Source organism: Streptomyces sp. ISL-12, from assembly GCF_018614415.1.
GTDB lineage: Bacteria > Actinomycetota > Actinomycetes > Streptomycetales > Streptomycetaceae > Streptomyces.
Window position 1 is genome coordinate 1 of the sequence record NZ_JAGGOO010000008.1, and the last position, 22,398, is coordinate 22,398.

Annotated in this window: 23 protein-coding genes and 1 CRISPR repeat array; of the genes, 2 read left to right on the plus strand and 21 right to left on the minus strand. The window is 71.0% G+C overall.

Going from position 1 to position 22,398, the window contains the following annotated elements:
• Positions 1-51: 51 nt before the first annotated feature.
• A CRISPR array of direct repeats spans positions 52-627; the repeat unit is 29 nt; unit sequence GTCGACCCCGCGCCTGCGGGGATGCTCCG.
• Between the two features lie 320 nt (positions 628-947).
• A complete protein-coding gene (locus J7I94_RS01930; RefSeq protein ID WP_215164680.1) occupies positions 948-1,862 on the plus strand; it encodes a DUF5655 domain-containing protein in 915 nt (304 codons plus the stop codon).
• Between the two features lie 359 nt (positions 1,863-2,221).
• Here the strand turns inward: J7I94_RS01930 and J7I94_RS01935 are convergent, their stop codons facing one another.
• From J7I94_RS01935 to J7I94_RS01980, 10 genes are all read right to left on the minus strand, one after another.
• Positions 2,222-3,163, minus strand: a complete 942-nt coding sequence (locus tag J7I94_RS01935; protein ID WP_215164681.1) for a hypothetical protein — start codon at positions 3,161-3,163, stop codon at positions 2,222-2,224.
• Positions 3,164-3,332: 169 nt separating this feature from the next.
• Positions 3,333-4,709 carry a DUF317 domain-containing protein gene (locus tag J7I94_RS01940; RefSeq protein ID WP_215164682.1) on the minus strand — a complete coding sequence of 459 codons (1,377 nt, stop codon included), beginning with the start codon at positions 4,707-4,709 and terminating at the stop codon, positions 3,333-3,335.
• Positions 4,710-4,775: 66 nt separating this feature from the next.
• Entirely contained in the window at positions 4,776-5,879 is a 1,104-nt protein-coding gene (locus J7I94_RS01945) for a DnaB-like helicase N-terminal domain-containing protein (RefSeq protein ID WP_215164683.1), read from the minus strand.
• Complete coding sequence (locus tag J7I94_RS01950; RefSeq protein WP_215164684.1) at positions 5,879-7,159, minus strand: DNA cytosine methyltransferase; 1,281 nt, start codon at positions 7,157-7,159, stop codon at positions 5,879-5,881. The genes J7I94_RS01945 and J7I94_RS01950 overlap by 1 nt, the downstream gene beginning before the upstream one ends.
• A complete protein-coding gene (locus J7I94_RS01955; protein ID WP_215164685.1) occupies positions 7,156-8,034 on the minus strand; it encodes a hypothetical protein in 879 nt (292 codons plus the stop codon). Before J7I94_RS01955 ends, J7I94_RS01950 begins: the two co-directional genes overlap by 4 nt.
• Before the next feature lie 104 nt (positions 8,035-8,138).
• Positions 8,139-8,978 carry a hypothetical protein gene (locus J7I94_RS01960; RefSeq protein ID WP_215164686.1) on the minus strand — a complete coding sequence of 280 codons (840 nt, stop codon included), beginning with the start codon at positions 8,976-8,978 and terminating at the stop codon, positions 8,139-8,141.
• 634 nt (positions 8,979-9,612) lie between these two features.
• Positions 9,613-10,428: a hypothetical protein gene (locus J7I94_RS01965; protein ID WP_215164687.1), complete on the minus strand. Its 816-nt coding sequence runs from the start codon at positions 10,426-10,428 to the stop codon at positions 9,613-9,615.
• A 26-nt stretch (positions 10,429-10,454) separates the two neighbouring features.
• Entirely contained in the window at positions 10,455-11,051 is a 597-nt protein-coding gene (locus J7I94_RS01970; protein ID WP_215164688.1) for a hypothetical protein, read from the minus strand.
• A 487-nt stretch (positions 11,052-11,538) separates the two neighbouring features.
• Positions 11,539-13,314, minus strand: a complete 1,776-nt coding sequence (locus tag J7I94_RS01975; RefSeq protein WP_215164689.1) for a type IV secretory system conjugative DNA transfer family protein — start codon at positions 13,312-13,314, stop codon at positions 11,539-11,541.
• A gap of 42 nt (positions 13,315-13,356) precedes the next feature.
• Complete coding sequence (locus J7I94_RS01980; RefSeq protein ID WP_215164690.1) at positions 13,357-14,073, minus strand: DUF317 domain-containing protein; 717 nt, start codon at positions 14,071-14,073, stop codon at positions 13,357-13,359.
• 182 nt (positions 14,074-14,255) lie between these two features.
• On the opposite strand from J7I94_RS01980, the gene J7I94_RS01985 reads away from it, so the two are divergent.
• Positions 14,256-14,720 (plus strand): hypothetical protein, encoded by a 465-nt coding sequence (locus J7I94_RS01985; protein ID WP_215164691.1) that lies wholly within the window; start codon positions 14,256-14,258, stop codon positions 14,718-14,720.
• A gap of 11 nt (positions 14,721-14,731) precedes the next feature.
• Here J7I94_RS01985 and J7I94_RS01990 read toward each other — a convergent pair whose 3' ends face one another.
• From J7I94_RS01990 to J7I94_RS02040, 11 genes are all read right to left on the minus strand, one after another.
• Positions 14,732-15,556, minus strand: a complete 825-nt coding sequence (locus J7I94_RS01990; protein ID WP_215164692.1) for a DUF317 domain-containing protein — start codon at positions 15,554-15,556, stop codon at positions 14,732-14,734.
• Entirely contained in the window at positions 15,547-15,921 is a 375-nt protein-coding gene (locus J7I94_RS01995; RefSeq protein ID WP_215164693.1) for a hypothetical protein, read from the minus strand. The genes J7I94_RS01990 and J7I94_RS01995 overlap by 10 nt, the downstream gene beginning before the upstream one ends.
• Before the next feature lie 28 nt (positions 15,922-15,949).
• The gene (locus J7I94_RS02000) at positions 15,950-16,741 is read right to left on the minus strand and encodes a DUF317 domain-containing protein (protein WP_215164694.1); all 792 of its coding nucleotides are present in this window, start codon (positions 16,739-16,741) and stop codon (positions 15,950-15,952) included.
• The gene (locus J7I94_RS02005) at positions 16,738-17,130 is read right to left on the minus strand and encodes a hypothetical protein (protein WP_215164695.1); all 393 of its coding nucleotides are present in this window, start codon (positions 17,128-17,130) and stop codon (positions 16,738-16,740) included. Before J7I94_RS02005 ends, J7I94_RS02000 begins: the two co-directional genes overlap by 4 nt.
• 345 nt (positions 17,131-17,475) lie before the next feature.
• Entirely contained in the window at positions 17,476-18,234 is a 759-nt protein-coding gene (locus J7I94_RS02010) for a hypothetical protein (protein ID WP_215164696.1), read from the minus strand.
• Between the two features lie 122 nt (positions 18,235-18,356).
• Entirely contained in the window at positions 18,357-19,004 is a 648-nt protein-coding gene (locus J7I94_RS02015; protein WP_215164697.1) for a hypothetical protein, read from the minus strand.
• Positions 19,001-19,750 carry a hypothetical protein gene (locus tag J7I94_RS02020; RefSeq protein ID WP_215164698.1) on the minus strand — a complete coding sequence of 250 codons (750 nt, stop codon included), beginning with the start codon at positions 19,748-19,750 and terminating at the stop codon, positions 19,001-19,003. Before J7I94_RS02020 ends, J7I94_RS02015 begins: the two co-directional genes overlap by 4 nt.
• A 29-nt stretch (positions 19,751-19,779) precedes the next feature.
• Complete coding sequence (locus tag J7I94_RS02025; RefSeq protein ID WP_215164699.1) at positions 19,780-20,469, minus strand: hypothetical protein; 690 nt, start codon at positions 20,467-20,469, stop codon at positions 19,780-19,782.
• 14 nt (positions 20,470-20,483) lie between these two features.
• Complete coding sequence (locus J7I94_RS02030; protein ID WP_215164700.1) at positions 20,484-21,302, minus strand: relaxase/mobilization nuclease; 819 nt, start codon at positions 21,300-21,302, stop codon at positions 20,484-20,486.
• Positions 21,303-21,349: 47 nt separating this feature from the next.
• Complete coding sequence (locus J7I94_RS02035; protein ID WP_215164701.1) at positions 21,350-21,790, minus strand: hypothetical protein; 441 nt, start codon at positions 21,788-21,790, stop codon at positions 21,350-21,352.
• A 100-nt stretch (positions 21,791-21,890) separates the two neighbouring features.
• The gene (locus tag J7I94_RS02040; RefSeq protein WP_215164702.1) at positions 21,891-22,388 is read right to left on the minus strand and encodes a hypothetical protein; all 498 of its coding nucleotides are present in this window, start codon (positions 22,386-22,388) and stop codon (positions 21,891-21,893) included.
• Between the last annotated feature and the right edge of the window lie 10 nt (positions 22,389-22,398).

The following is a 22,398-nucleotide window of genomic DNA, read 5'->3' on the forward strand; positions in this document are numbered from 1 at the left end:
CGCCTGCGGGGATGCTCCGCTCGCCACCAAGGCGCCGGGCGCCCGCGGCCGGTCGACCCCGCGCCTGCGGGGATGCTCCGTCCGTGGCCGTGACGAGCCCGGACGTGGTCGAGTCGACCCCGCGCCTGCGGGGATGCTCCGCCGTAGCTGCCGGCGCCCTGCTGCTGGGGGAGGTCGACCCCGCGCCTGCGGGGATGCTCCCCCGTGAGACCGTCCTACGCGCGCGGGAGGTGTCGACCCCGCGCCTGCGGGGATGCTCCGGGTCCGGTACGTGCCGAACCCGCGCATGTACAGTCGACCCCGCGCCTGCGGGGATGCTCCGTTCGAGGAGGCCCGCCGCCTCGCCCAGCGAGCGTCGACTCCGCGCCTGCGGGGATGCTCCGATCACCGTCCGGGCCGACACCACCCATCAGACGTCGACCCCGCGCCTGCGGGGATGCTCCGCGGGAACGGGTCCGCCAGTACGGCAACGCCGTGTCGACCCCGCGCCTGCGGGGATGCTCCGCCCGCGACCGGGCGGCCGTCGCCCGCGTCCAGGTCGACCCCGCGCCTGCAGGGATGCTCCGGAGTACGGTCCGGACCGCGCGGCCACGGACATGTCGACCTCGCGCCTGCGGGACGCTCCGGACACCCCCTGATCTGCGACGACTTGACCATGTCGTCCCCGCAGCTGCGGGGGGTGTCACTTCAAGGCGCTTTGATCCGGCTGCGCGATGGAGACAGTGCTTAGAAGGCGCTCGGCCTATCACGGTCCGCACTCGCTCTGACCTGCACCAACACCGCAATGTGACGGCCTGTCAGTAAGGCTGGGGGGCAGATGGGGGAACCGCTCTCCTTTCGGCAAGCCGGGGGACGCCGTAACCCCATGGGGTGATATGTCATCGCCCGCAGTACCTTCACACGATTAAAGGTCGTTGTGGAAACAATCTCTCCCTCTCCCGGCGTTGATGCCTTCGAACCGAGGAGGGGTAGGTGCCGGGCCTGAAGTGTTCCACATCACCGGTCGCGGCGTGACGGAGGTCGTGCCGCGTCTTGCTGAGGTTGAGGCCGATGTGCAGGGTCTCGTTGAGGCAAACATGGCGGCGTTGCTGGGGGTCAGTTTTCTGGCGAGCGAGTACAGCACCGGGCCGGTCCACGGCGGGCGTATCGACTCGCTGGGGCTGGATGAGAACGGGGCGCCCGTCGTGGTGGAGTACAAGCGTGGCGTTGACGCCGGCGTCATTCATCAAGGGCTGTACTACCTGAGCTGGCTTGTGGATCACCGGGCCGAGTTCGAGCGCTTGGTCCGCGACCGGCTCGGGAGTCCGGCCGTGCCCCAGGTGCTGTGGAGCAGCCCGAGGCTGATCTGCGTCGCCGGGGACTTCACTCGCTACGACGTGCATGCGGTGCGCGAGCACCGGCGCAGCATCGATCTGGTCCGCTACCGACTTTTCGGCAGCGATCTGCTCGGGCTTGAGACCGTAGCCTCCGTCAGTGGTAGGCCGCAGGCGGCGCGACGGGTTCGCCAGCAGTCAGCGGTGCCGGGCGCGGACGACGGCCAGAGGGTGGTGCTCGACGAGCTGGCGCGGGGGTTGGACGAGACGCTGCTGGGGCTGGGCGAGGGAGTGAACAGCGTGCAGCACAAGACGTACCGGGCGTATCAGCGGCTGCGGAACTTCGCGTGCGTCTGCCCGCCGCAGAGGACCAAGCTCCTCGTCTATCTCAAGGCTGACCCGGAGGAGGTTGACCTGATCCCCGGATTCACCCGGGATGTGACGGGGCTCGGTCACCACGGTACGGGGGACCTGGAGGTGCAGTTGCGCACTCTTCGGGACATGGACCGTGCGCGGGACCTGTTCCGCGCGAGCTACGCGGCGGCCTGAGCCACTCATGTCGGGCTCGGCGTCACGCGCGTGATGTCGGTTCGAATTGCTTCAGGCGGTTCCTTCCGACGTCGGGGCAGGCAGTGGCGGTGGACCATCAATGATGCGCGGGACCGCCGGTTTGGCCAACCGGCGGTCTCGCGCTATGTTGCGTCCTTCGTGACGGGCGGTACTTGGTGACTGCCCGCCTGACGGTGGACGGTTCGGCGCTCAGCTGTCGTGTCCCGCGTACTCGGGCTGTGCGAATCCGCCCGCCTTGCCGTCGGCGGTGCCTGGTCGGACAGAACGTCGCGGCTGGGGTGCCGGGCCCTCGGCCGGCGGAGCACCGGGACTGGTGGTGTGCGAGTCGTGCGATGCGTCTACCGGCTGGCCCGGCGGGAGGGCCCGGCAGGGACAGGGGCTGGTCGCGTGAGGGGTGTACGGCTGTGGGCTGGACCGTGTGGGGCCGTGGGTGAGGTAGGGATGGCGTTCGGCCGGCGAACGGTGAGGAACGGGCCTCCCTCGGCGGTTGGGTCCGTGCCGAGGATGTGGTCGCCGGAGCGCAGTTGGGCGGCGGTGATACGTACAAGGCTGTGCTCGGCGGGTGCGTCGGTGTTCGGTGTCCAGCCCAGGCTGGTGAGCGCGGCTTCCAGCGGCAGGTCGTACTGCTCCATCTGGTGGCGGAGGTTGCCGGCGGGGATCTGTGTGTGGCGGCCCCAGTCCTCCAGCCCCATGCTCATGCCGAAGGCGTGGTGCGGCGCACCGGTGCCCAGAGTGGAGCGGGACTGCGGTTCTTCGGTGATGGCCTGTTCCGGGTTCCAGCCCTGGGCCAGGCGCCGTCGCATGGTGGTGGCCACACACCGTGCCCGGGGGTCGACTGCCCAGTGGTGGAGAGTCTTGGTCTCTCCGAATGCGGTGACCGGCAGGGCGAAGTCGGCTCCTTCGGCGCCCTTTTCCAGAGCGTCGCTGAAACTCATGCCCGACTTCATGATGCGGTTGTAGAGCGTGTGGTACTTGATGCCGGTCTGCTCCGCCCAGCCGCGCAGCGTCAGCGTGCGCTCGTTGTAGGTGAACACCATGTCCGGTTTCTCATGGCGGGCCCTGGTGATGGCGTCGGCCGGGTCCCAGCCCAGGGCCAGGCGCGTGCGCAGGGCCTCGCGGCCCACGGCGCACCGTTCGTCCGCTGCCCAGGCGGCGAGGGGCTTGGATTCCCCGAAAGCGGAGATGGGTCCGCGGGCGAGTTCCCAGTTGTAGCGGTCGGTGCGCCGGTCCTTGGGCCAGGGGGGCCGCCTGTTCGGCTTCTCGGTGTCAGGGTCGGTCATGGTCTGCGGCTTTCCGAGGTCGTGCTGTCGATCGCGCCGGAGTCCGTCAGCGGTCACGGCAGTGGGAGGTGGGGGTGTGTTCTGCGCGCCTTGAGGTGCCGACAGGGAGGGTCGGCGCCGTACGACGGCAACTGGCTGAGGCGCTGTGCTGGGTGACATGGAGGAGCCGTCAGGGGCGTCGGCCGGCGGGGCGTGGGCTGGTGGCAGGCGGCAGGCCGGGCGGGGTGGTCCTGCGGTGGGCTGGGGAGGGGTGTGCCGTCGGTGTCGTACGGGTGCCGGTGCCGTGGGCGAGGTCTTCGGCGAGGGCGGCCAGGAGCGGGGCGGGGGTGTGGGCGGAGGCGTGGATGGCCCAGGTGGGGCGGTCGATGCTGGGGCCGGCCCAGAGGGTCCAGGTGGCGGAGGCGTTGCGGGGGTTCTGGGCGGTGAAGGCGTCGAAGGTGACTCCGGCGTCGCTTTGGGAGGTCGTCCAGGAGATGAAGCGTCCGTCGACGGTGTGTTTCCATCCGGCGTCGGCGAGTGGACGGGTGGCAGCGGTGACGGTCTCCTCGGAGACCAGGCCCGGGGCGCTGGTAGCGGTGTCCCAGGCTGATCCGTCGTCGAGGCTGATCAGGAGGGACTGCAGCAGGGGTTCGGGTGTGGCGCCGGTCATGGTGAGGTGCCAGATGCGGTCGGAGACGGGCGTTTCGTAGGCGGCGAAGGTCCAGGCGGTCTCGCGTGGGTCGGCTTCGTGGACGAGTTCGGCGCGCAGGGTCTGGGACTCGTGGACGAGGTGGGTGGTGTCGTCGGACCAGGTACGCCACTTCTGCCATTCGCCGTGTTCCTCGGCGAAGGAGTCGAGTACGGCGTCGTGGTCGGCGGGGTCTGCGGCGTAGGCGGGGACTGTCTCGGCGTGCCGGGCGGCCGGTTCGCCCTCGGCGAGGCCAGGGAAGAGCAGGGGGTCGCGGGCTTCGGCGGCCTGGCGCTCGACGTCTGTCTGAGGGGCGGGGCCGGGACGAGCCGCGTCGCCGTGGTCGCCGTGGAAGGAGGCGAGGGCGTCGGCGGCCGTTTCGAAGGTCTGAGTGACGCTGCGCAGGTGGTTCTCGCCGTGGAGGGTGACGCCGCTGCCGTCGCGGTAGGAGCCGGCGGCCACGATGGTGTGGCCGTCGTGGGCGTGGGCGTGGATGATGAGCCAGCTGTGGCGGATGTCGTCGTAGATCTTCTGGGCTTCGTCGGAGATCTGACGGATCTCCTGGCGATTGCACCAGGGGAAGGGGTAGTTGGCCCAGGTCCAGTCGTCGTCGATGGCTTCGCGCAGACCTGGCGTGATCGTCACGGTGATGTGCAGGGCGGTCAGCGCCTGGGCGGTGCGTTCGGCCCAGTAGGGCTCCTCGTGGTCGATGCGGGCCATGACCAGTGTGCCCGCGCCGACAGGTTCGAAGCCGCGCACGGTCAGGTGGGCGTGGGCGATGTGCTGTGCGGTGCCGGTGACGGTGGCGACGACGGCGCTGGGGTGGCGTGGGTGGGTGTCGAGGCGGACGTGTGCGTCGATGCGGGGTGGGGTGCTCACGCTGGGCGTTGTCCTTCTGCCGGTGGCCGGCCTGTGGTGGGTCGGCCACCGGCGTGTTCGAGGGGGTCAGCGGGGTGTGCGGGTGGTGCGGGCGGCGGTGGTGGTCGGCGGGCCGGCGCGGGTGGTGGGCGCGGGGTGGGGGCGCTGTGGTGGTGTGGTGGCGTGCTGCCAGCGTGTTCGGACGGCGCTCAGGTCGGCGAGGGCCCGGCGGGCGCCGATGACGAGCTGGAACGGTGTGATGGCCGGGGCGTCGGCGTACGCCTGGATGCGGCGGCCGGTGTGCTCGGCCTTGGCCAGCAGGGAGCGTCGTAGCGTCTGCTCGGCCCAGTGCCCGAGGGACACTGCAGGCTTGGCCAGGAGATGCAGTACCTCGCTGGGTTCTGTGCCGTGGTCGAGCAGGCCGCGCTGCTGGGCTTCCCACAGGATGGTTACGGGGTCGACCGGCTCGTGGCGGCGGGCCAGGGCGGACAGGCACTGCCACAGCCCGGCGTGCAAGGGGTGGGTGAAGTCGTCGGGGACCAGCCACCCGACCGACTCGATGTCTTGCGGGCAGGCGGCGGCTGTCGCGAGCAGTACCTGATCCTCCTCGATGGCCTCGGCGAAGCCGGGGGAGGGGCCCGGCGGCGGTACGGGGGTGCTGGGCAGGACGCCGGCGCGCGGTGGGAAGCGGGCTGTGATGTCGTCGACGACCGCGGTGAGCGCGTCGGCCTCGGTGAGGACCGCCTGGACGGGGTTCGGAAGGGAAACGTCGTGCACGGTCTGCACGAGGTGCTCGGCGGCGGTACGCAGACGCCGGCGGGCGTGCTCGGCCTCGACCATCCGCGCGTAGGCGGGCGCGTGCCGTGGCCAGGGGCAGACCTGGATGACGGTGTGCAGGTAGGAGGCGGTCAGCCCGCGCACCTGCTGGTTGGCCGAGGTGAGTACCTGGTCGAGCCAGTTCGTGTTCTTGGCGTGCTCGGCCGGATCGGGAGCGGGCAGCGTGCTGATCGCGGCGAACAGGGCCGAGTGCACGGCGGTGGAGAACGAGCCGGCGGTGATGCCGGTGAGGTCGGCGAGGTGGTGGGGTTCGAGGAGAAGAGCGCCGAGGAGGGCCTGCTCAGCGTGGAACACCGCAGGCGCGGGAGGAGCCAGCGTCTCGTCGCCGTCGTCGAGGGGGAAAGGGTGGGGCATCAGGCTGCGAGGGTGAAGTCGTCGGGGTCGAGGGGGATGCCGAGGTGCGGGGCGAGGAGGTGGGCGGCGAGCAGCGGGGGGACGGCGTTGCCGATCTGGGAGAACTGCTGGCCCTTGTTTCCCGCCCACGGGTAGTCGGCGGGGAAGGTCTGCAGGACGCCGGCCTCGCGGGCGGTGATCCGGATGGGATCCGGCGTCGCGGGGGACGCGGACTCCTTCGCGGGCGGGCCCTGGACGGGCTGGGCGATCCAGCGGCACTCGTTGGCGCGGTGCCCGAAGAACAGCGTCCCGGCGGGCTCGTCCAGCGGCCGGACGGTGGCCTTGGTCTGGTTGTTGCTGCGCAGGGCCCACGTCCAGCCGGTGGCCGTGCCGACCGGGGTGCGGGCTGAGTTGTCCGCCCCGGATGCCGGGAGGGCGCCGTGGCGGACGGCCGGGTCCGCCTCGTGGGCCTGTGTGGCCGGCGCCGTGCCGGTGGGCGTCTGCTGGGGGCGCCACAGTCCACGGTCGCGGGCGGTGAGCAGGGTCTGGCGGGAGCCGGAGGGGAAGGGCTCGGGTCCGCCGCCCGGCCCGCCACCGGCGCACACGGTGGGCACGGGACGGTCGGTGGCGCCCCAGCCCAGGGCCTGGGCCATGCTGACCCACCGGGCGCGGCCCGGCCCGAACAGCGACTCCGGTTCCGCGGCCTGGGCGTGGGTGGGCTCCGGTGGCTGGGCGGTGCGGACGCGGGAGGCGATCAGGATCGCCCGTCGCCGGGTCTGGGGCACGCCGTAGTCGGCCGCGTTGAGGGTGCCGGTCCACACGGAGAACCCCCAGCCGCGCAGGACTGCCGCGTACTGCCGCCACAGGGGCAGGACATCGGGGACTTCCTCCATGGCGACCCATTCGGGCTCGCCTACCGCGTTCAGCGCGTGGAGGTAGCGCATCGGCTCGGCGGCCAGCAGCGAACGCGGGTCCCGGCAGGCGGCGAGCAGTCGCTCTCGGGTGTCCCGGCCGGCGGCGAGATCGGCGACGGCCTGGTGCACCAGCGGCTGGTCCACCAGCCCGAGGCGCTTGCCGGCCATCGACCACGCCTGGCACGGCGGGCTCGCGATCAGCCCTCGGGTACGGCCGACCCACGGCCACACCGGATACAGCGCCACGTCCGTCCGCAGCGTCAACTGCCCCGCACGGACCCGGGTCAGGCAGGCCCACGCGTCCCATTCCAGGCCGACGTCCCGCGCGCCGAGAACGGTCAGTGCGTGGCTCCATCCGCCCGGGCCCGCGAACAGATCCAGGATCAAGAAGCCAGTCCGAAGTCGTCCCGCGTCAGCGCGATGTCCTCCGTCTCCCCGCGGCAGGCCCACGGGGAGCAGCCGTCCACGACGCCCTGCTCCAACTCCTCCATTCCGGGGCCGTCGGACAGTTCGTCCTGGCGGGCGGCCCACTCGGCGGCGGTGACATGGTCGATGGGCGCCTGGTCCAGGGGCACGCGGGAGCGGTGGAGGAACGCCTGTCCCAGCAGCCGGTTGCCGCCGGCGTTCGCGCGGGCGTTGCCCTGGCGGATGGCCGCGTCGAACGCGACAACGTCCTGCCACTCCTCGGGGCTCGTGTCACGGATATGCCGCCACTGCGCGTTGCCGTGGAAGGGACAGCCGAGACAGCTCGACTTCGGTGTGTCCGCGAGCCCCAGCGAGGTGAGATACCGGACGCAGTCGCGGCGGGTCCAGCCGAGATCGATCAGCGGGTGCCGGTTGCGCATGTAGCGGACGTCGGCGTCCTTGGCGCGGTGGAACTTGTCGGTGGAGATGCCGACCCACTGCTCGACGAAGACGTCCTTCGGGATGCGCTGCGGGTAGGGATACCCGAGCAGCTCCCGAATCTGTCGTTTTATCGGTTTGATCTTGTATTCGCTGGTGCACTGGCGCCGGGTCATGCCCGGCTTGCGGTCCTGGTTGAGGATGTACAGCGGCATGGACGCGAAGCGGTGCTCCGGGTCCAGAGCGTCCTTGCGGATGTTGCCGGTGGAGACCCGCAGGATCGGTATCCCGGCGGGCTCGGCGATCGTCTTCTCCAGCCGGTCCAGATGCTGGTAGACGGCGCGTGGTTCCCAGCCGGTGTCGGCGAAGACCGCGTAGTCGGCTTTGGGGAGGATGCCGTTGGCGGAGAGGGCGAGCATGGCGCTGGACTGGACGCCGGCGCCGAGGGAGATGCAGATGAGCGTGGGCGTGGTGGTGATCGTGGACTTCCTTGCGGGTGAGGGGCTGCGGGCGGTGGGCGCTGTCAGCGGCGTGCGCGGGCGCTGGGGGCCGTAGCCGGGGCGGGGACGGGCCGGGCCGCGGGAGGGCTGGCTGGCAGAGGGGCCGCGATGACGGTGCTGAGGACGGAAAGGCCCAGGGAGGTCAGGCGTACCCGGTCGCGGGGCAGCCCGCTGGAGTAGAAGGGCGGTGCGGACGCGGCGTCGCAGGTGACCAGGCCCTGGGCGTCGAGGCGGCGCAACATGTCGGTGTCCACCGAGTCGCTGCGGTCGTGGCTGTCGGCTTCGTAGTGCCCGGTGACGGCGACGTGGCCGCGGGCGACCATGAGCAGGGAGCGGCGCTGGGCCCTCTCCATGCCGGGGACCGTGGTGCGGGCGTGGGCCTTGGCCGGCAGCCGGTAGGCGAGGTGCGTGGTGGATTCCACGACGGTCGCGGGCGCCAGGGCGGTCAGTTCGCGTGCCTGCCGTACGTGCTGGCCGAACCCGCGGCGGCGGTCAAGGCGTGCGGCACCGGTCTCGTTCGCAGGGAGGGACTGCTGGGCGGAGGTGAGGTAGCGCGTGGCCCCGCTGGTCAGGTAGGCGGTCTGCTTGAGCCTCACGACCGCGCTGGGAACCGGCTCGACGGGCGGCAGACGCTGCTGCCGGACCGCCTTGACGCAGGCCAGCGCCTCGCGCTCCAGACGCCGGGCAGAGGACACGTAAGCGTCCGGGGCGGGTGCGGCAGTGCCTGCGAACAGGAGATCGATCCGGTCGTTGTGCTCGGTGTAGAGGCCGGCTAGAGCCAGCAGCCGCTCCACGAGTGTCAGTGGAGCGGGCACGTCCACGTCGAACATGGGGGCGTGGTCTGGGGTGCGTGAAGCTGTCATCCGTGGTTGGTCTCCGAGGCGGGCGGGATCAGGAAGAGAGCGGCCTGCCGGCCGGCAGACGGCGCCGGTACGGCGTGGCCGCTGGAGGGGCAGGGCCAGCGGTGAGGCGCGCGCAGGGGCGGCGGGAGCCGGCTGTCACCGCCCGCGTGCAAACTGGAACGGGAAGTCCGCAGGGGGGGCAGCGTCGGCGCACGCTGGTGCTGACGGGGTCTGCCGGGCCGGCCGGCGTCATCGGGCGCGCGGCAGCGGAAGCCCTCTTCGGCTCGCCGACCAGGGCCTGGTCGATGAGCTGCTGGTCCTCGCGACGGGCCGCCGCCGACGCGAGCCGGTAGGGCGGTCGCTGCGTGACGGCGTGGTAGGTGGTGGCAGCCCGGTCTAGCTCGTCACCGGCCAGCCGCGACACATCGCGGCTGGCCGCGAGAGTGGGGTCGGCGTCGGACAGCTCCAGTCGGTGAGGAAGCGGGCGATGCGCAATGTGACGACCCGGGCCGGTCGCGCTGCCTCAAGGGGCTTCCCACCTGGGGCGCCATCCGGAGAGGTTGGCCAGCGGGTCAAGGGTTTCGCCGAGCCGAGCCACCGCGCCGCCTGCCAGATGACGCTGGAAGGGCAGGACGTGGTCGGTAGGAGCGAAAATTCACCGTGTTCGCCGTACCGTCGTGGTGCTGGCAGGGGCTGCCGGCCGGACCGGGGAGGCGGAGGGCTCGTACGCGGCGATGGCCTGTCGGCCCGCCTCGGTGACCACCAGGCGCTGCCCTGTGAAGAGGGAGGTCGAGGTGTCCACTTCGACCAGTGCGTGTTTGGTCAGCACCCGCAGCGTGGCCTGGTTGACGGTACGGCCGTTTCCGTCGGTGGCCCGGCTGTAGTTATGCCGGGTTCCGGTGTAGACCCTGCCGCCGCCCTCGGACAGCCGTACCAGGGTTTCGTACTGGCCGGCGGAGAGCTTCACTGCCGTGACGGCATGCTGCTGCCCGGAGTGGTGCTGCAGATCCCGGGGGATGCTGCGGGCAAGGTAGTAGCAACCGGTGAAGGCGAGGTTGAGCTGGTGGGCGGCCTCGGTGAGGTGCTCCGGGAGGGCAGAGGACGCGGTCTTGTACTTGGTGTCCTGATTCGTGGACGAGCCGGAGTAGGGGACTCCTCCCGCCGGGTTTTCACTCAGGGCGGCGGCCAGCCCGCCGGCAGCGGTGGTGGCGGCGTGGACGACCGAGACCATCGCTTCGAGGGAGGGGCGGCTGCCGGGTACTGCGGTGTACTGGCTGCCGGCGAGTGCTTCCAGACGCTCCAGGGCGCGTCCGACCAGCTGGTTGGTGGTCACGATCGCTGTGGTGATCTTCTGCCGGGCGTCGGCGCCAGGCTTCGGACGCAGGTGGAGAACATCGCTGTGCAGGTCCTCGAAGTCGCTGCCGAGGGTCCGCAGCCGCGTGACCTCGGTTTCAAGGTTGATGGGTTGCATAGGGCTCCGAGCGGACGCGTGGATGGTCAGCGGGTGTGCCGGGCGGTCTGGTGTGTGGGTAGCACCACGGGCGCGGCGTGGGGGCGGGGCGGTGCCGGTGGGATGTCCTCGACGGTGGGGATGCCGAGGTCGACGTGGACGCTCACGCCGTCGGTATGCAGGTGGGCTTCGGCGCTGACCACGGCGCTCAGCGTGGTGCGTTCGCTGAGGGCGTCCGGCAGCAGGTAGTGCCGTTTCTGATCGGTGAAGAGAAAGCCGTGCCGGACGAGGACGTCATGTGCCGCGGCGGTGGTGGCGGTCGCGGTGACGGCGCCGTCGGCGAAGCGGAAGGTCACCTGGGACGGGTCCTGGTCGCCGTCATGGCGGCGAGTGGTCCAAGCCAGGTCGACGAGGTCCTGGGTATAGGCCATCAGCCCGTACGCCGCCACGCCGGCGCGCTCGTGGGCGTCCTCGGCGGTGTCGGGCGGCAGGAGGTAGATGGTGCGGCCGTGGTGCCGGCGGGCGGTGAAGCCGGCGTTGGTCAGCATGCGCGTGGCCTGGGGGATGGGGCGGTTGAGGACGAGGAAGGTGTGTCCATCGAAGGTCGAGCCGATGAAGACGTCGTGGTAGTCGGTGAGGGCCATGCTGCTTTCTGCGGGCTGGTGATGGGTTGCTGTGCCGCAGTCGCTTCCCCGCCGGGAGAGGCTCGGCGACGGTGCGGGCGGATCCGCGGCCTCGTGCGTGGCCGGACGACCCTGTCGGCGCGGGGGCGCCGGCGACAGCTTGGCCGGCAGTTCCGGCTCCGATGCGAGGGAGTCGAGGACGGCTGAGATGCGCGTGGTCCAGGCGAGTGCCTACTGGTTCGTCGTGGGGTGGCTGACTGCCCGCAGCGTGACGAGGTCGTCGCTGTTGCCGCATGTCAGGCAGCAGCGGTGGGCGGGGTCGTCAGGGACATCGTGGATGGGTGGCATGAGCGGTGCCAGGAATGCGGGGATCGTTGTTGGCGTGTGCGGCGGGAGGTTTCGGCAGTGTGAGCCTGATCGGTGGGGTTCACGGCCCAGCCGAGTTCTCCGCACCGTCCGGATTCAGGGTTGGTGCCGCGTCGGCAATTGGTCGCGCGGCGGTGCGGGGTTACGTGACCGTCCCGAGACCGGACTGCTTCGCCACGGCGCGGGCGGTGATCGCCTGGGAGGCCCGGGCGGAGGCGGCGGACAACTCGGCGGCGCCGGGTTCGAGGTACCAGGGGCGCAGGTCGAGCATGGCGGCGCGCAGGCCGGTGGCGAAGCACAGGGCGGTGCCCTTGGGCAGGGCCCGGATCGCGTCGGCGGGCAGGATGCGCTCCTGCCGCATCGACACCGAGGTCGACTTGCCGGACTCGGAGCGGGAGGTGGAGGTGGTCTCGACGTCGTGGTCGCCGATCAGTCGGGAGAGCTTGTCGGCGAAGTCCGGGTCGTCGATGCCGGAGCCGATGACCTTGACGGTGGAGGCGGACCACATGGCGTCCATGCCCGCATCCCCCCAGACCTTCTGGCCCTGGCGGTAGGACTGCAGGATGGTGATGGGGATGATGCCGCGTGAGCCGAGGTGGGAGTACAGGTCAGGCAGGTCGCTGATCTTGCAGACGTTGGCGGCCTCGTCCAGGATCGCGAGCATCGGCGGGTCCAGACGTCCGCCGGCCCGCTCTGCCTGGGCGGTCGCCGCGCGCATCACGGAGTCCGCGCAGGCGGCGATCAGGGCGCTGGCTCCGCCACCGCCGTCCTTCGACAGCAGGTAGAGGGTGTCGCAGGAGGTGACGAACTCACTCGGTCGGAACTCGAGGACGTCCTTCTGCGGGGTGACCCAGGCGGCGATCTCGCTGTTGAGGAGCGCGGCGGCGTACTGGCGGGCGGTCTCGTAGATGCCGTCGCGGGTCTCGGGCGGGCCTTCCACGGTGCCCTTGAGCTGGGCGGCTACGGCTGCGAAGCCGTGATCGCGCAGGATGTCCAGCGGCGCGCGGTCGGCGGGGAAGGCCAGCCACTGCATCACGTCGGTGATCGGCCGTTCGTCCAGCGCGGCGGCGAGGAAGAGCTGGGAGAGGATGTTGGATCCGGCCTTGGACCAGAAGTCGCCCTGCTGACTTGCGTCCACGGAGGCGGCCAGGAAGTGCCCGGCGAGCCGGCCCGCTCCGTCGAGGGTCTTGGCGTCGGCCAGCGGGTTCCACCACATCTCGCGGGCGGCGTGGGCGATCTGCTGCGGGTCCATCGACCACACCCGCCCTACCATCGCGCGGGCGTCGAGGGTGGCGGTGTAGGCGTCGCCGGCGGCCTTGTTGGAGGTGAGCAGGACCGGTCCGGGGGCGGCGAGGATGGACGGGATCGCCAGGGACGTGGTCTTCCCGGACCGCGGCGCCATGATCGCCACGGCGACGTCCTCGTACCCCATGCGTACCTCGTGCCGGGTGCCCTGGAGGTTGCCGAGGAGGATGCCGGTGTCCTTCGCGGCGATGTGCTTGGCCGTCTTCAAACTGGGGCGCAGGGAACGCGCCTTCGCAGTGATCGCTCTGGCCATCAGCGGCTCGATGTCCTTCGTCTTGGCCATCCCGGTGATCTTCTTCCGGCCGCTGCTGCTGCCCTTGTGCCGGGACCACAGGAGGCCGGCGACCGCGCCGAGTGCGAAGAGCACGGTGACAGGGACGATGCGAGTACCGATCAGCAGGGCTGTCGGCCCGCTGTCGGGCCAGAGCTGGTCGGGGTGGAGCAGGGCGTCGGTCGGCCGGTACGGCGCCTGGTCGTGGTCGGTGAGCCAAGCGGTGAGGTTGCCCGACAGCCAGGCGAGATGGGACAGGGGGGCGGCGACGCCGAGGACGCCGAGGAGGACGCGGAAGGCGAGGTCGTACCCGTCGTTGGGTGAGTTGGGGGCAGGAGGCAAGGAGGGTGCTTCTCCGGATGAGATGGCAGCGGTGGTGCTGGGTCAGCGGGTGCGGCCGTGGCCGGTCGAAGGGCGCGGTCGCGCTGGCGCCGTGTGCGCGGCGCGGTGGGCGGCGAGGGCGCGGACCCGGTCTTCGAGCGCGGACGCCAGGGCTTCGGCGGGGATGTCCCGGGCGGTGAGGGCCATGCGGTCGCGCGCCAGATGCGGCACCTGGTCCGGTCGTCGGAGCAGGGGAGTGCGGCTGGCGAGCGCGGTGGTCAGGATGGTCACGAGGTGCGGAGGTGTGGTGCGGTCGAGGTCGGCTCGCCAGATCGGCTCCATGGGAAGTGCTGTTCGGATCTCCCAGTTGGGGTGGTCATTGATCCGGACGAGGCCGTCGGGTGAGAGACGGCGCCTGTCGATCTCCGGCTTGGGCCACCTTGCCTCGCGCAGCGGCTCGAAGGGATCGGGCGTCACAGCCGGTTGGGACGGGGAAGTGAGGGCGTCAGTGAAGGCCGCGATGACTTCCACGGGGGTGCGGGCATCGAACCTGGCCGACCACGCCGGATGGTCCGCAGTGCGGGCGTGCTGGATCGTCCACCATGGGCCGTCGGCTCTCGGTTCCAGCCGCAGTAGCGCCTTCTGGTCGGGGCTGGACAGCAGGACCCGCGGTTGCAGCGGGTCGTTGCCATGGCTCCATCCGCAGGCCCGGTGCAGGGGGACGGTCACCCAGGCCGGATCGCCGCCCCCGGCCAGGTACACCGGGGACACGGAGACCATCCGCACGGTTCCTGCCGGCTCATGAGTGCTCACCGGCGTGCCTTCGGAGCCGGTGTTGCCGCAGGTGCGGCGGTCGCGGTCGGAGCCGGGGCCAGAGGCGGGGTATGCCGGGCCGCACGGTGTATCTCGATCAGTATCTGACCCTGGTCGGCCCAGTCCCTGAGATAGCTCCAAGACTCGGCGTGGTGCTCGGCGAGCGCTTCGTCGTAGGCGTGGGTGCCGGGCCCCGCACCGGCGGGGAGGCTGTCGCGGGTGCTCAGCCATTGCTCGTGCAGGGCGTCGAGCCTGTCGAGCGCCTCGCGCAGTACACGGAGCTGATACGTCCACCGCTGTTGCACCGATGCGGCCGGGATCTGGTCCAGTTGGGTTTCGGCGGTGGTCAGGAGGTGACGGGCGGAGGTGCGCACGGTGTCGAACGCGGCGGCGGTATCGGCGTCGCGCTGCCTCTGGCGCAGACCGTAGGCGTGGTCGTCGTGGGGCCAGCCGTCGAGGTCGGTGTGCTCGTCGGAGTAGGCGTCCCAGGAAGCCAGAACGGTCTCGGCTGTGTGCTGGTAACGGCCGAGGTGGCGCAGGGCCTTGCGGTGCTGGGGGGAAGTGCGGGGAATGGGGGAGTCCTTCGGGTGCTCGGTGGGGAGGGGATGAGCTGAGGCGGGGCGGGTTACCGTCGCGGTGGAGCCGTGCCGGTCCGGTGAGCCGCAGCCGGGGCAGTGGTCAACCGCTGCCGGTGGCGGGCGACGCGGTCCTGCGCCTTGATGGCCTTGACCCTCTTGGTGTGGGCGGCGACCACCTGCTCGGGCGAGAGCCGACTCGGTTCCTGCACGGCGCTGTAGTGGCCGGTCCGGTCGAGCATCCCGCGCTGCAGAGGGCTGGTGTCGGTCAACGCTGCGACGAAGGCATTGACCAGGTGGACCGGGGTGTCCGCATGGAAGCGGGCATGCCAGATCAAAGGGCCGGGATACGCGGCGTCACCGGACTCGTAGGTGTCGATGGACCACTCAGGGGCGTCGCGGAACTCGCTGGGCGCACGGTGCTGGATGACACACATGCCGTCGCTGGAGCGGGCCGTGCCGTCCTCGGCGCGGACCCAGCCTGCGGCCTCCACCGTCTGCCACGGCTCCGGTGGTGCGTCGGCCGGCGGGTCGATGAGGGCATCGGTCAGGCTGGAGATGACCTCGGCGGGCACCTGCGCCCCGAAAGAAGCTCGCCAGTACCCGTTGCCGAAGCCCGCCGTCGAGAGCTGCCACCAGCTCGCCAGGTATCCCGTTTCCGGGGTGAACTGCAGGCGGTGACGGTGATCGGGGCTGGCAAGCACCAGGTGGGTGCTCAACGGTTCGTTGATGCGGGTCCATCCGGCGGCGGCGAGGCCGTGCGTGACGTGCCGGGCATCACCGGGGCCGGCCAGGTGGCGGGGACTGGTGTCGAACAGGACCTGCCCGGCGTGCTTGTCAGCGAACTCGGCGAGCTGCCGGTTGCTCACCGGCACCGGCAGCACTCCGGCGTCGGGTAGCCATCGGCGCCGGAGCACTCCGGTTCCGCGAGGAGGGAGCGCAGGTCGTCCAGGACGTAGTGGAGAGCGTGCTGGTCGCTCTGCTCCCACGCGGCGCTGCGCAGTTCGGCGACCAGCAGCCGAAGGGCGGGAGCGCGCGGGGTGTCCGGGTGGTCGGCGATGACGCGGGCCAGCGCGCGCAGGGTGTCGCCAAACTGGACGGGAAGGCCGGTGTACTCGTCCAGCAGGGGCTCGACCAGGGCGAGCGCCTCGGTGGGGTCGGGGGCGTCGCGGAGGTGTTCGGTGAGCCGGGACAGGGTCTCGGTGGCGTGGTGGATGTCGTTGACGGTCAGGTCGGGCACATGGCTCCTTACCGAAGGGGGGCGGGGATCAGCGGCGGGTGCGGGCCAGGGGGAAGCGGGGGTGTCGGGCCGTGACAGGCGAGGTGGTCGGCCAGTTGCGGGCCCAGGCGGCGGCGCGGGCGGCGGTGATCCGGGCCTGTTGCCACGCGGCGAGCTGCGAGGGCAGAACGGACACGGACGTGGTCCGGATCTGGGTGCTGTGGGGGACGTGTCCGCGGGGACGCATCACCGGCTGGGGGCTGGCGAGAGCGGCGGAGAAGGCTGCGACGAGGTGTAGCGGGGTGGTGGAGCTGAACTGGGCGGTCCAGCCTGCCTGCTGGGTCCCGGCGCCGGCCCACCACAGGGCTTTGCCGTTACGGCCTTGGCGGAAGTGCAGCCACGCTGCTCCGTCGGGGCTCGTGGCGGTGTAGTGCCGGCCTTCGTAACGGGTGCGCCAGTGCTGCTCGGTCAGCGGCGCCCAGGCGTTGGGGGCGTGGGCGGAGCGTGGCTGGGTGAGAGCGTCGGTCAGGCCGGCGACGATCTCGACCGGGGTCTGCGGGGCCAGCGTCGCGGTCCATTCGGCTTGTTGCCCGCGTGCCGCACTGTGGATGGACCAGCCGCCCGGCTGCTGGTATGGGTCGTAGGAGATACGGACAGACCGGTCCGGGCTCCGCACTACCAGCGGACCGCGCTTCTTGCTCTTGTCCTGCCAGCCTGAGGCCCGCAGGTAGGCAAAAACGTGACGGATGTCGCCGCCGCCGGCCAGCGCGCGGGGCTCGATCAGGTAGTGCTGCTCGGGCTGTTCTCCCGCCTGCCGGGCCTGCCGCTGCTGGCGCTTCACCGGCTCCGCCGGACGACGAGCGGGGCAGGGGCCGACGGCTTCGCCGCCATGGCTGTGCGTGTGCCGATGTGGCTGAGGGCGTCGTGGTGTTCGTCGAGGTCACCGCAGATGGTGTTGAGGTCGTTCGCGGCCCGGCCCAGGGCCAGCCACACTTCCGCCGGCAGGGCGCCGTCTTCTGCCTGCTGCTTCGCGTGGACGGAACCGACTGCTACGAGACCGGTGAGGCGGCCGAGGATTCCCTCGTGGGGGTCGAGTATCCGGGCGAGCGCCTGAGTGGCCGCTTCGGGGGGAAGGCCGGGCTGGGCCAGGTATTCGGTGAAGCGGCTGAGCTGGCGGCCGACTTCGTTGGTGAGGGAGTCGGCGTACGTTCTCTGCTCGGGACGAGGCATGGTCCTCCTGGACGGTGCGGTTCAGTGGTGGCGTCGATGGCTGGCTGGCCGATTGGGGGCGATGCGCTGCTGAGGGGCGACGGGAGGGGTGGTCGGCTCGGGCGTATCGACGAGACAGGCGCGCAGGTAGTGGCGGAACACGGCGGTCGCCAGGCGGGGCTTCAGGTGCCGGCTGATCGGCGGGGGCGTACGGGGAGCTACAGGTCCTCCGGTCGGGTGGGCTGCCGGGGCCCGGGAAGCGGCCGGTACCCGGCACGGGTTGTCAGGTCGTCCGCTTCGCTGCCCTCAACGCGGGGTGGCCGGGTATGAGCCGGCCACCCCGCATGAAAGTCGCGGGGCAGAGGGTCAGTTTTCGGGCGCTTCCCTGACGTCGCCGGACGGCTTCTGGGCGTTGACCGGGGTGCCGAAGTCGGAGTAGGTGACGTCGGTCATGTCCTCGTGGGAGCTGACCTGCGCGACGAGGTACGGCTCGCCCGTCACGGCCGCGTACCACTTCACCGTCTCACCGTTGGCCTCCATGACGACCGGGATCACGCGCTGGCCGTCCAGCGTGGTGACCGTGCCCTTGGACACCTTGGTGCTCGTGTCGAGGGTGTCGGGGGAGGTGAACGCGTCGGTGTGGCAGTAGGAGGTGAGGGACTGGACGAAGTGGTTGTCCAGTGTCCCGTGGTACCACGTACCGGATTCCAGCAGGTTCTCGCCCGCCTCGCCGTTCATCCACTTCGCGAGTGCGGAGTCCGGCTTGATCCACGCCTCATCGCCCTGGAGGACGAGGTCGTACGAGCCCAGGTCGGTCAGCTTCACGGTGCCGGTGCACTCGGTCGCGGACACCCGCAGGTCACTGGAGGCGTTCGAGCGGGACATCTGCTGCCGTGAGCTGCCGGCCTTCGCGTTGGCCGCGTGGCTGAGGTTGTAGATGTCGGTGGAGGTCTTCACCTCGATGCCGTTGGGCGGGGCTTCGACGGCCGGAGCGGTGGAGCGCGCCGACGTGGAGCCCCCGGTGGACTCATCGGAAGTGGTGGTGCCGGCGCAGGCGGTGAGCGATCCCAGAGCCGCAGCGCACAGGAACGCGGCGGCGGAGCGGTAACCGGTCGAGAAGGACATGGGGCAACCTCACGGTGAGTTAGGAGACGGATACGGACGAGAGCGGCTGCCGCCGTTGTCGGCGGACATCTGCTCGTCCTGGAGGGGGGCGGGCCGAGGCGTCTCGCCGGCCGTGCCGTACGTCAGCGGTGACGGGAGGACGCCGAGGCGGGGCCGGCGCCGGGTGCGGGCGGGGCGGCCGGGCCGGAAGGCGGCGTGCGCGCGGCCCGGTTACGGGCCAGGAGGATCTGGTCGGCGGCCCCGTAGAGAGCCAGCGCGGTGCTCGCGAGCTGTTCGGCTGCCGCCGTGTCCTGGCCGCTGCTTGACAAGTTGCGGGACCACGTGAGGCAGGTGCTGACAAGTGCCTCGCGGAGGAGTGGCACCAGGCCCTGGTCGGGTCCGGCGATCTCGGTCGGGACCGCTGCGGTCTCCTCGCCGCTGCTGGCGTGCTGGCCGCGCTGGGAGAGCTGGGTCAGGTACCGCAGGGTCGCTTCGCGGTCTGCGTTCGGGGCAGTGAACGAGTTCAGTGCCGGATCGAGGTGGACGCTGTGTCCTGTGGCCAGCAGGGCGTGGGAGGCGGCCGTGGCCTTCCGGCGCTGCTGGTCGTCGGGCAGCCCGTGCGGCAGACGGTGATACGGACCGCGGGGACCTGGAGCGTCGAGGAATCCGTTGCGCTGCAGGATTCCGGCTGCTTCCTCGGCGCCGCCGAGGGCGACGACCAGCCCAGTGCGCCGGTCCCTGGTGAGGGTGATGTGTTCCAGCGCCCGGAAGTCGGGCTCTGTCGTGGTCATCGGGCCTTGGTCGTGCGCCGTGGGGCCGGGGCCGACGGTGTGGGCGCGGTGGCGGTCGGGGTGCTGCGGTCCGAGGAATGGTGCAGTGCGACGGTGATCTCGTGCGCACCGAGCTGCTGGCCGATCCGGTACACAGTCCTGGCCTGTGCGGCAGTGTCGTCGCCGGCGAGGAGATAGGTGCCGGTCTGCGGGTCCTGGACGAAGCCGTTGGCGGTCAGGATCGCGGCGGCGGTTTCGCCGACCGGTGCGGCGGCGAGAGAGCCGTTGTCCTGCCAGGCCAGCACGACTTGATCCGGCCGGGACGGCGGGATGTCGGGCGCGGCGTTGAGCCGGGCCTGAGCGAGGGCCGTCTCGTAGCGGGCCAGCAGGTCACCGCAGATCTGGCCTGCGGCGAGGAACGGATCGTCGGCCACGGCGATCCCGTTGGGCTCGCGCACCCCGCGGTACGCCTCGTCGGGCAGACTGCGCGGGGCGACGGCAGCGACGAGGAACCCGTTCTGGCCGTCGTGCCGGTCCATGACGGCGAGCTGGGCGCCGTCGGAGCGGGTCAGCACGGCCGCATGCCGCAAGGGGTGCTCGGCCAGGAGCTGGGCGGCGAGGTCCAGATCCCAGATCCGGTCGGTGAGCTTGGTGAGGCCGGACCAGTTCTCGGGGAAGTAGTAGGTGCTGTCCCAGGTGCCGGGGAGTTCGTCGGCGAGAACGTCGGCGTAGGAGGCCAGGCGCTCGGTGTCTTGAGGTTCGTGCATGCATGTCCTTGAGAGGGAAGGGGAGGTGCTCAGCGACGCGGCCCGGCGGAGGGCGGAGAGACCGGCACAGGGCCGGGCGGGGGCGCGCAGGCGCATACAGCCGAGCGTTCGCGTTCAGCGGTCGGCACCTGGCCGGTGCAGGTACTGCGAGCGGGGTGCGGGGCGTGCCGGTCGTGGAGCGAGTTGCGTACGTGGGTGAGGTCGTTGCGGATGATGCGCAAGGGCTCGGCTGTCAGAGAACGCAGCCGGCGGGCTGTGTGCACGTCGATGGGTTCTCCAAGGCCGTCGTAGAAGTCGGCGGTCGCTGTCAGGACGGCTTCCAGTCCAGCGAGGATGCCGTCGTGGGTGGCAGTCAGTTCGGTGAGGACCTCGGCAGCGTCCGTCGTGGTGGTCGCCTCCTGGAGGCGGTGAACGAGGCTGGTGATGCGGGCACCGAGGGGCAGATAATGCGGCGGGCGCAGGTCGGTGTCGAATGCCTCGTCACAGTCGACGTGATAGCCGAGGGCCCGCAGCCGGCCCACGGCACCGCTGGCCAGGCGGGTTTCCTCCTCTGCGGTCAGGCCGATGGGGGCCCGGTGGTAGCTGTCGTGGACGCGGACCACGGGCACGAAGCCGCAGCGCTGCAGGACGCTGTGTGCCTCCGGGTCCCCGCCGGAGGCGAGGACCTCGCCGGAGCGCGAGTCACGGTGGACGGCCAGGAAGCGATCAGAAAGAGCCAAGGGGAACGATGCTCCTAAAAGGCGCGGCGGGCGGATGACTTGGCGGCGGGCGCTGGCGCTGCAGTGGCCGGCGGACGTGGCTGTGCGGTCAGCCGGGCCGCGGCGGCGTCGAGGTCCTGCTGGATGTCGTAGACGCGGCGCGCGATCAGCTCCAGCCCGTGCCCAGCCCCGGCGTCGGATTGGCGGACGACCTGCCAGGCGGTGTGCTCGACCAGAGCGCGCACGGCGGCCAGCGGGCCAACTCGCTCGTCGGCGAGATGGGACAGCACGGACGCGAACGGGACCGACTCGGCCGGTGCGGACGTCACGGATGTGAGACACAGGTCGCGCTCGATGAGACGCGCCGCGTCGGCGAGGCGGCGCGGAAAGTCGGCGGGGCGCTGCTGCCAGGCGCCGTCCAGGCGGATCAGATTGGCGAGCACGTCGAGGCGGCCGGGCTGGGCCTGGACAGCGACCCACCGGCAGCCCTGTTCATCTCCGGGGATCTGGACGCCGGCAACGCGGGCGAGACGGTGGGCGATCTCGGCCCATTCCGCACGGGACAGGGTGCGGTCGTCGGGGTGCAGACGGACGTCGAGGTGGAAGACGGCATTCCGGTCTCCGCGCGGGCTGGCGGCGAACGGATGCTCGATCACAGGATCTTGGAGGTGTTCCGCCCACTGCGCCGCCGTCCACGTCTTCTGTTCATCGTCCAACGTGTAGTGGTCCAGGCCCGGCCAGTGGGCCACGACCGTGTGCTCGGGCCGAGACTCGTCCCGCGAGACGGGCCGGCCTAGCGCGTCGGTGAGCGCTTCGCGTGTGAGGAAGCTGCGCGGGTGGACAAGGGGGATCACGGCGGCGTCGCTCCGGTGGGGTCGAGGGGGGGACACGGGACGGGCGGTCACCGGCCTGGGCGGGCATCGCCGATGTGGACGAGCTGGCCGAGGGCCGTGGTGGTGTACCAGCCGCAGTCGATGACCGCGTCCCGATGCGCGGCGTACTTCGGCAGGAGCAGGTCCTCCATGGCCCGTAGGTAGATCAGGCAGTCGGGGCAGCGCCGCTGGATGTGCACGAGGTAGCGGGGATGGGCGGTGATGTAGGTCTGGGAGCCGCCGGCCGCGTTCCGTATCCGCCATCCGTCCTCGTCGGTCGGCGCATGCCAGGACGGCGCGATGACCCGCGCCGAATCCCCCCACAACTCCTGGCCAGCCACCCCCTTGAGCACGACAACTTCGTCACCCGGCTGGAAGTGGGCGTGGGTGAGGTCACGGCCCGGAGTGAGCGGGTCGGGCGTCGGCGCGAACGCCGGGACGGACGGGGGCGTCCAGGACGGCGGGTGCATTCGGATCCTCCCAGGTGGCGCTGGTAGCGGCGGGAGCATCAATAGTCCGCACGATCGCCGGTTTGGCTAACCGGCGATCTGCGGCTATGTTCCGCCCGGATCACCGGAACGGGTTCTCTGTGCCCCGGTCGGCCTCGGTGGCGGCATTGAGGAGTTCGAGCAGGTCAGAGCCGTCGGCGTCGCGCTGGTCGATCCACCAGCCGGCCCGGGTGACGTTGCGGGCCTTGTCCTCCAGATCCGCCCAGTCCGCTTCGTCCCAGGTGCCCTCGATGACGAGCGTGGTGTGCGCTGCCGTCATCAACTGGTGGCGGCAGCGCTCGCCCCAGTCCAGGGCCCGTTCAGGGCCCTCCAAGGGCGGCATGTCGAACCGAGCGGCCCACTCGACGGCGGCTTGCTGTTCCTCGGCTCGTTTGGCGGTGAGCCACTCCTCCTTGGAGGCGGTGTCGGTCTTGCGGGCGGCCTTCCAGCAGTCGGTACAGTCCTTGCCCGCGAGCCAGCGAGCGAATCCGGCGCGGCGGTCGGCGGGCCGGTCAGACAGGTCGTGAACGACTTCGTGGCCGCAACTGTGCTGGATGGTCCAGGAGGTGCGGACTGCCATGTGGTTGTTC

Bases quoted from the DNA above. Each gene is read 5' to 3' on its own strand.
- J7I94_RS01930 (WP_215164680.1), top strand. From the start codon at position 948: ATGCCTTCGAACCGAGGAGGGGTAGGTGCCGGGCCTGAAGTGTTCCAC.
- J7I94_RS01935 (WP_215164681.1), bottom strand. From the start codon at position 3,163: ATGACCGACCCTGACACCGAGAAGCCGAACAGGCGGCCCCCCTGGCCC.
- J7I94_RS01945 (WP_215164683.1), bottom strand. From the start codon at position 5,879: ATGCCCCACCCTTTCCCCCTCGACGACGGCGACGAGACGCTGGCTCCT.
- J7I94_RS01955 (WP_215164685.1), bottom strand. From the start codon at position 8,034: ATGCTCGCCCTCTCCGCCAACGGCATCCTCCCCAAAGCCGACTACGCG.
- J7I94_RS01960 (WP_215164686.1), bottom strand. From the start codon at position 8,978: ATGACAGCTTCACGCACCCCAGACCACGCCCCCATGTTCGACGTGGAC.
- J7I94_RS01965 (WP_215164687.1), bottom strand. From the start codon at position 10,428: ATGCAACCCATCAACCTTGAAACCGAGGTCACGCGGCTGCGGACCCTC.
- J7I94_RS01970 (WP_215164688.1), bottom strand. From the start codon at position 11,051: ATGGCCCTCACCGACTACCACGACGTCTTCATCGGCTCGACCTTCGAT.
- J7I94_RS01980 (WP_215164690.1), bottom strand. From the start codon at position 14,073: ATGGTCTCCGTGTCCCCGGTGTACCTGGCCGGGGGCGGCGATCCGGCC.
- J7I94_RS02005 (WP_215164695.1), bottom strand. From the start codon at position 17,130: ATGCCTCGTCCCGAGCAGAGAACGTACGCCGACTCCCTCACCAACGAA.
- J7I94_RS02010 (WP_215164696.1), bottom strand. From the start codon at position 18,234: ATGTCCTTCTCGACCGGTTACCGCTCCGCCGCCGCGTTCCTGTGCGCT.
- J7I94_RS02015 (WP_215164697.1), bottom strand. From the start codon at position 19,004: ATGACCACGACAGAGCCCGACTTCCGGGCGCTGGAACACATCACCCTC.
- J7I94_RS02020 (WP_215164698.1), bottom strand. From the start codon at position 19,750: ATGCACGAACCTCAAGACACCGAGCGCCTGGCCTCCTACGCCGACGTT.
- J7I94_RS02035 (WP_215164701.1), bottom strand. From the start codon at position 21,790: ATGCACCCGCCGTCCTGGACGCCCCCGTCCGTCCCGGCGTTCGCGCCG.
- J7I94_RS02040 (WP_215164702.1), bottom strand. From the start codon at position 22,388: ATGGCAGTCCGCACCTCCTGGACCATCCAGCACAGTTGCGGCCACGAA.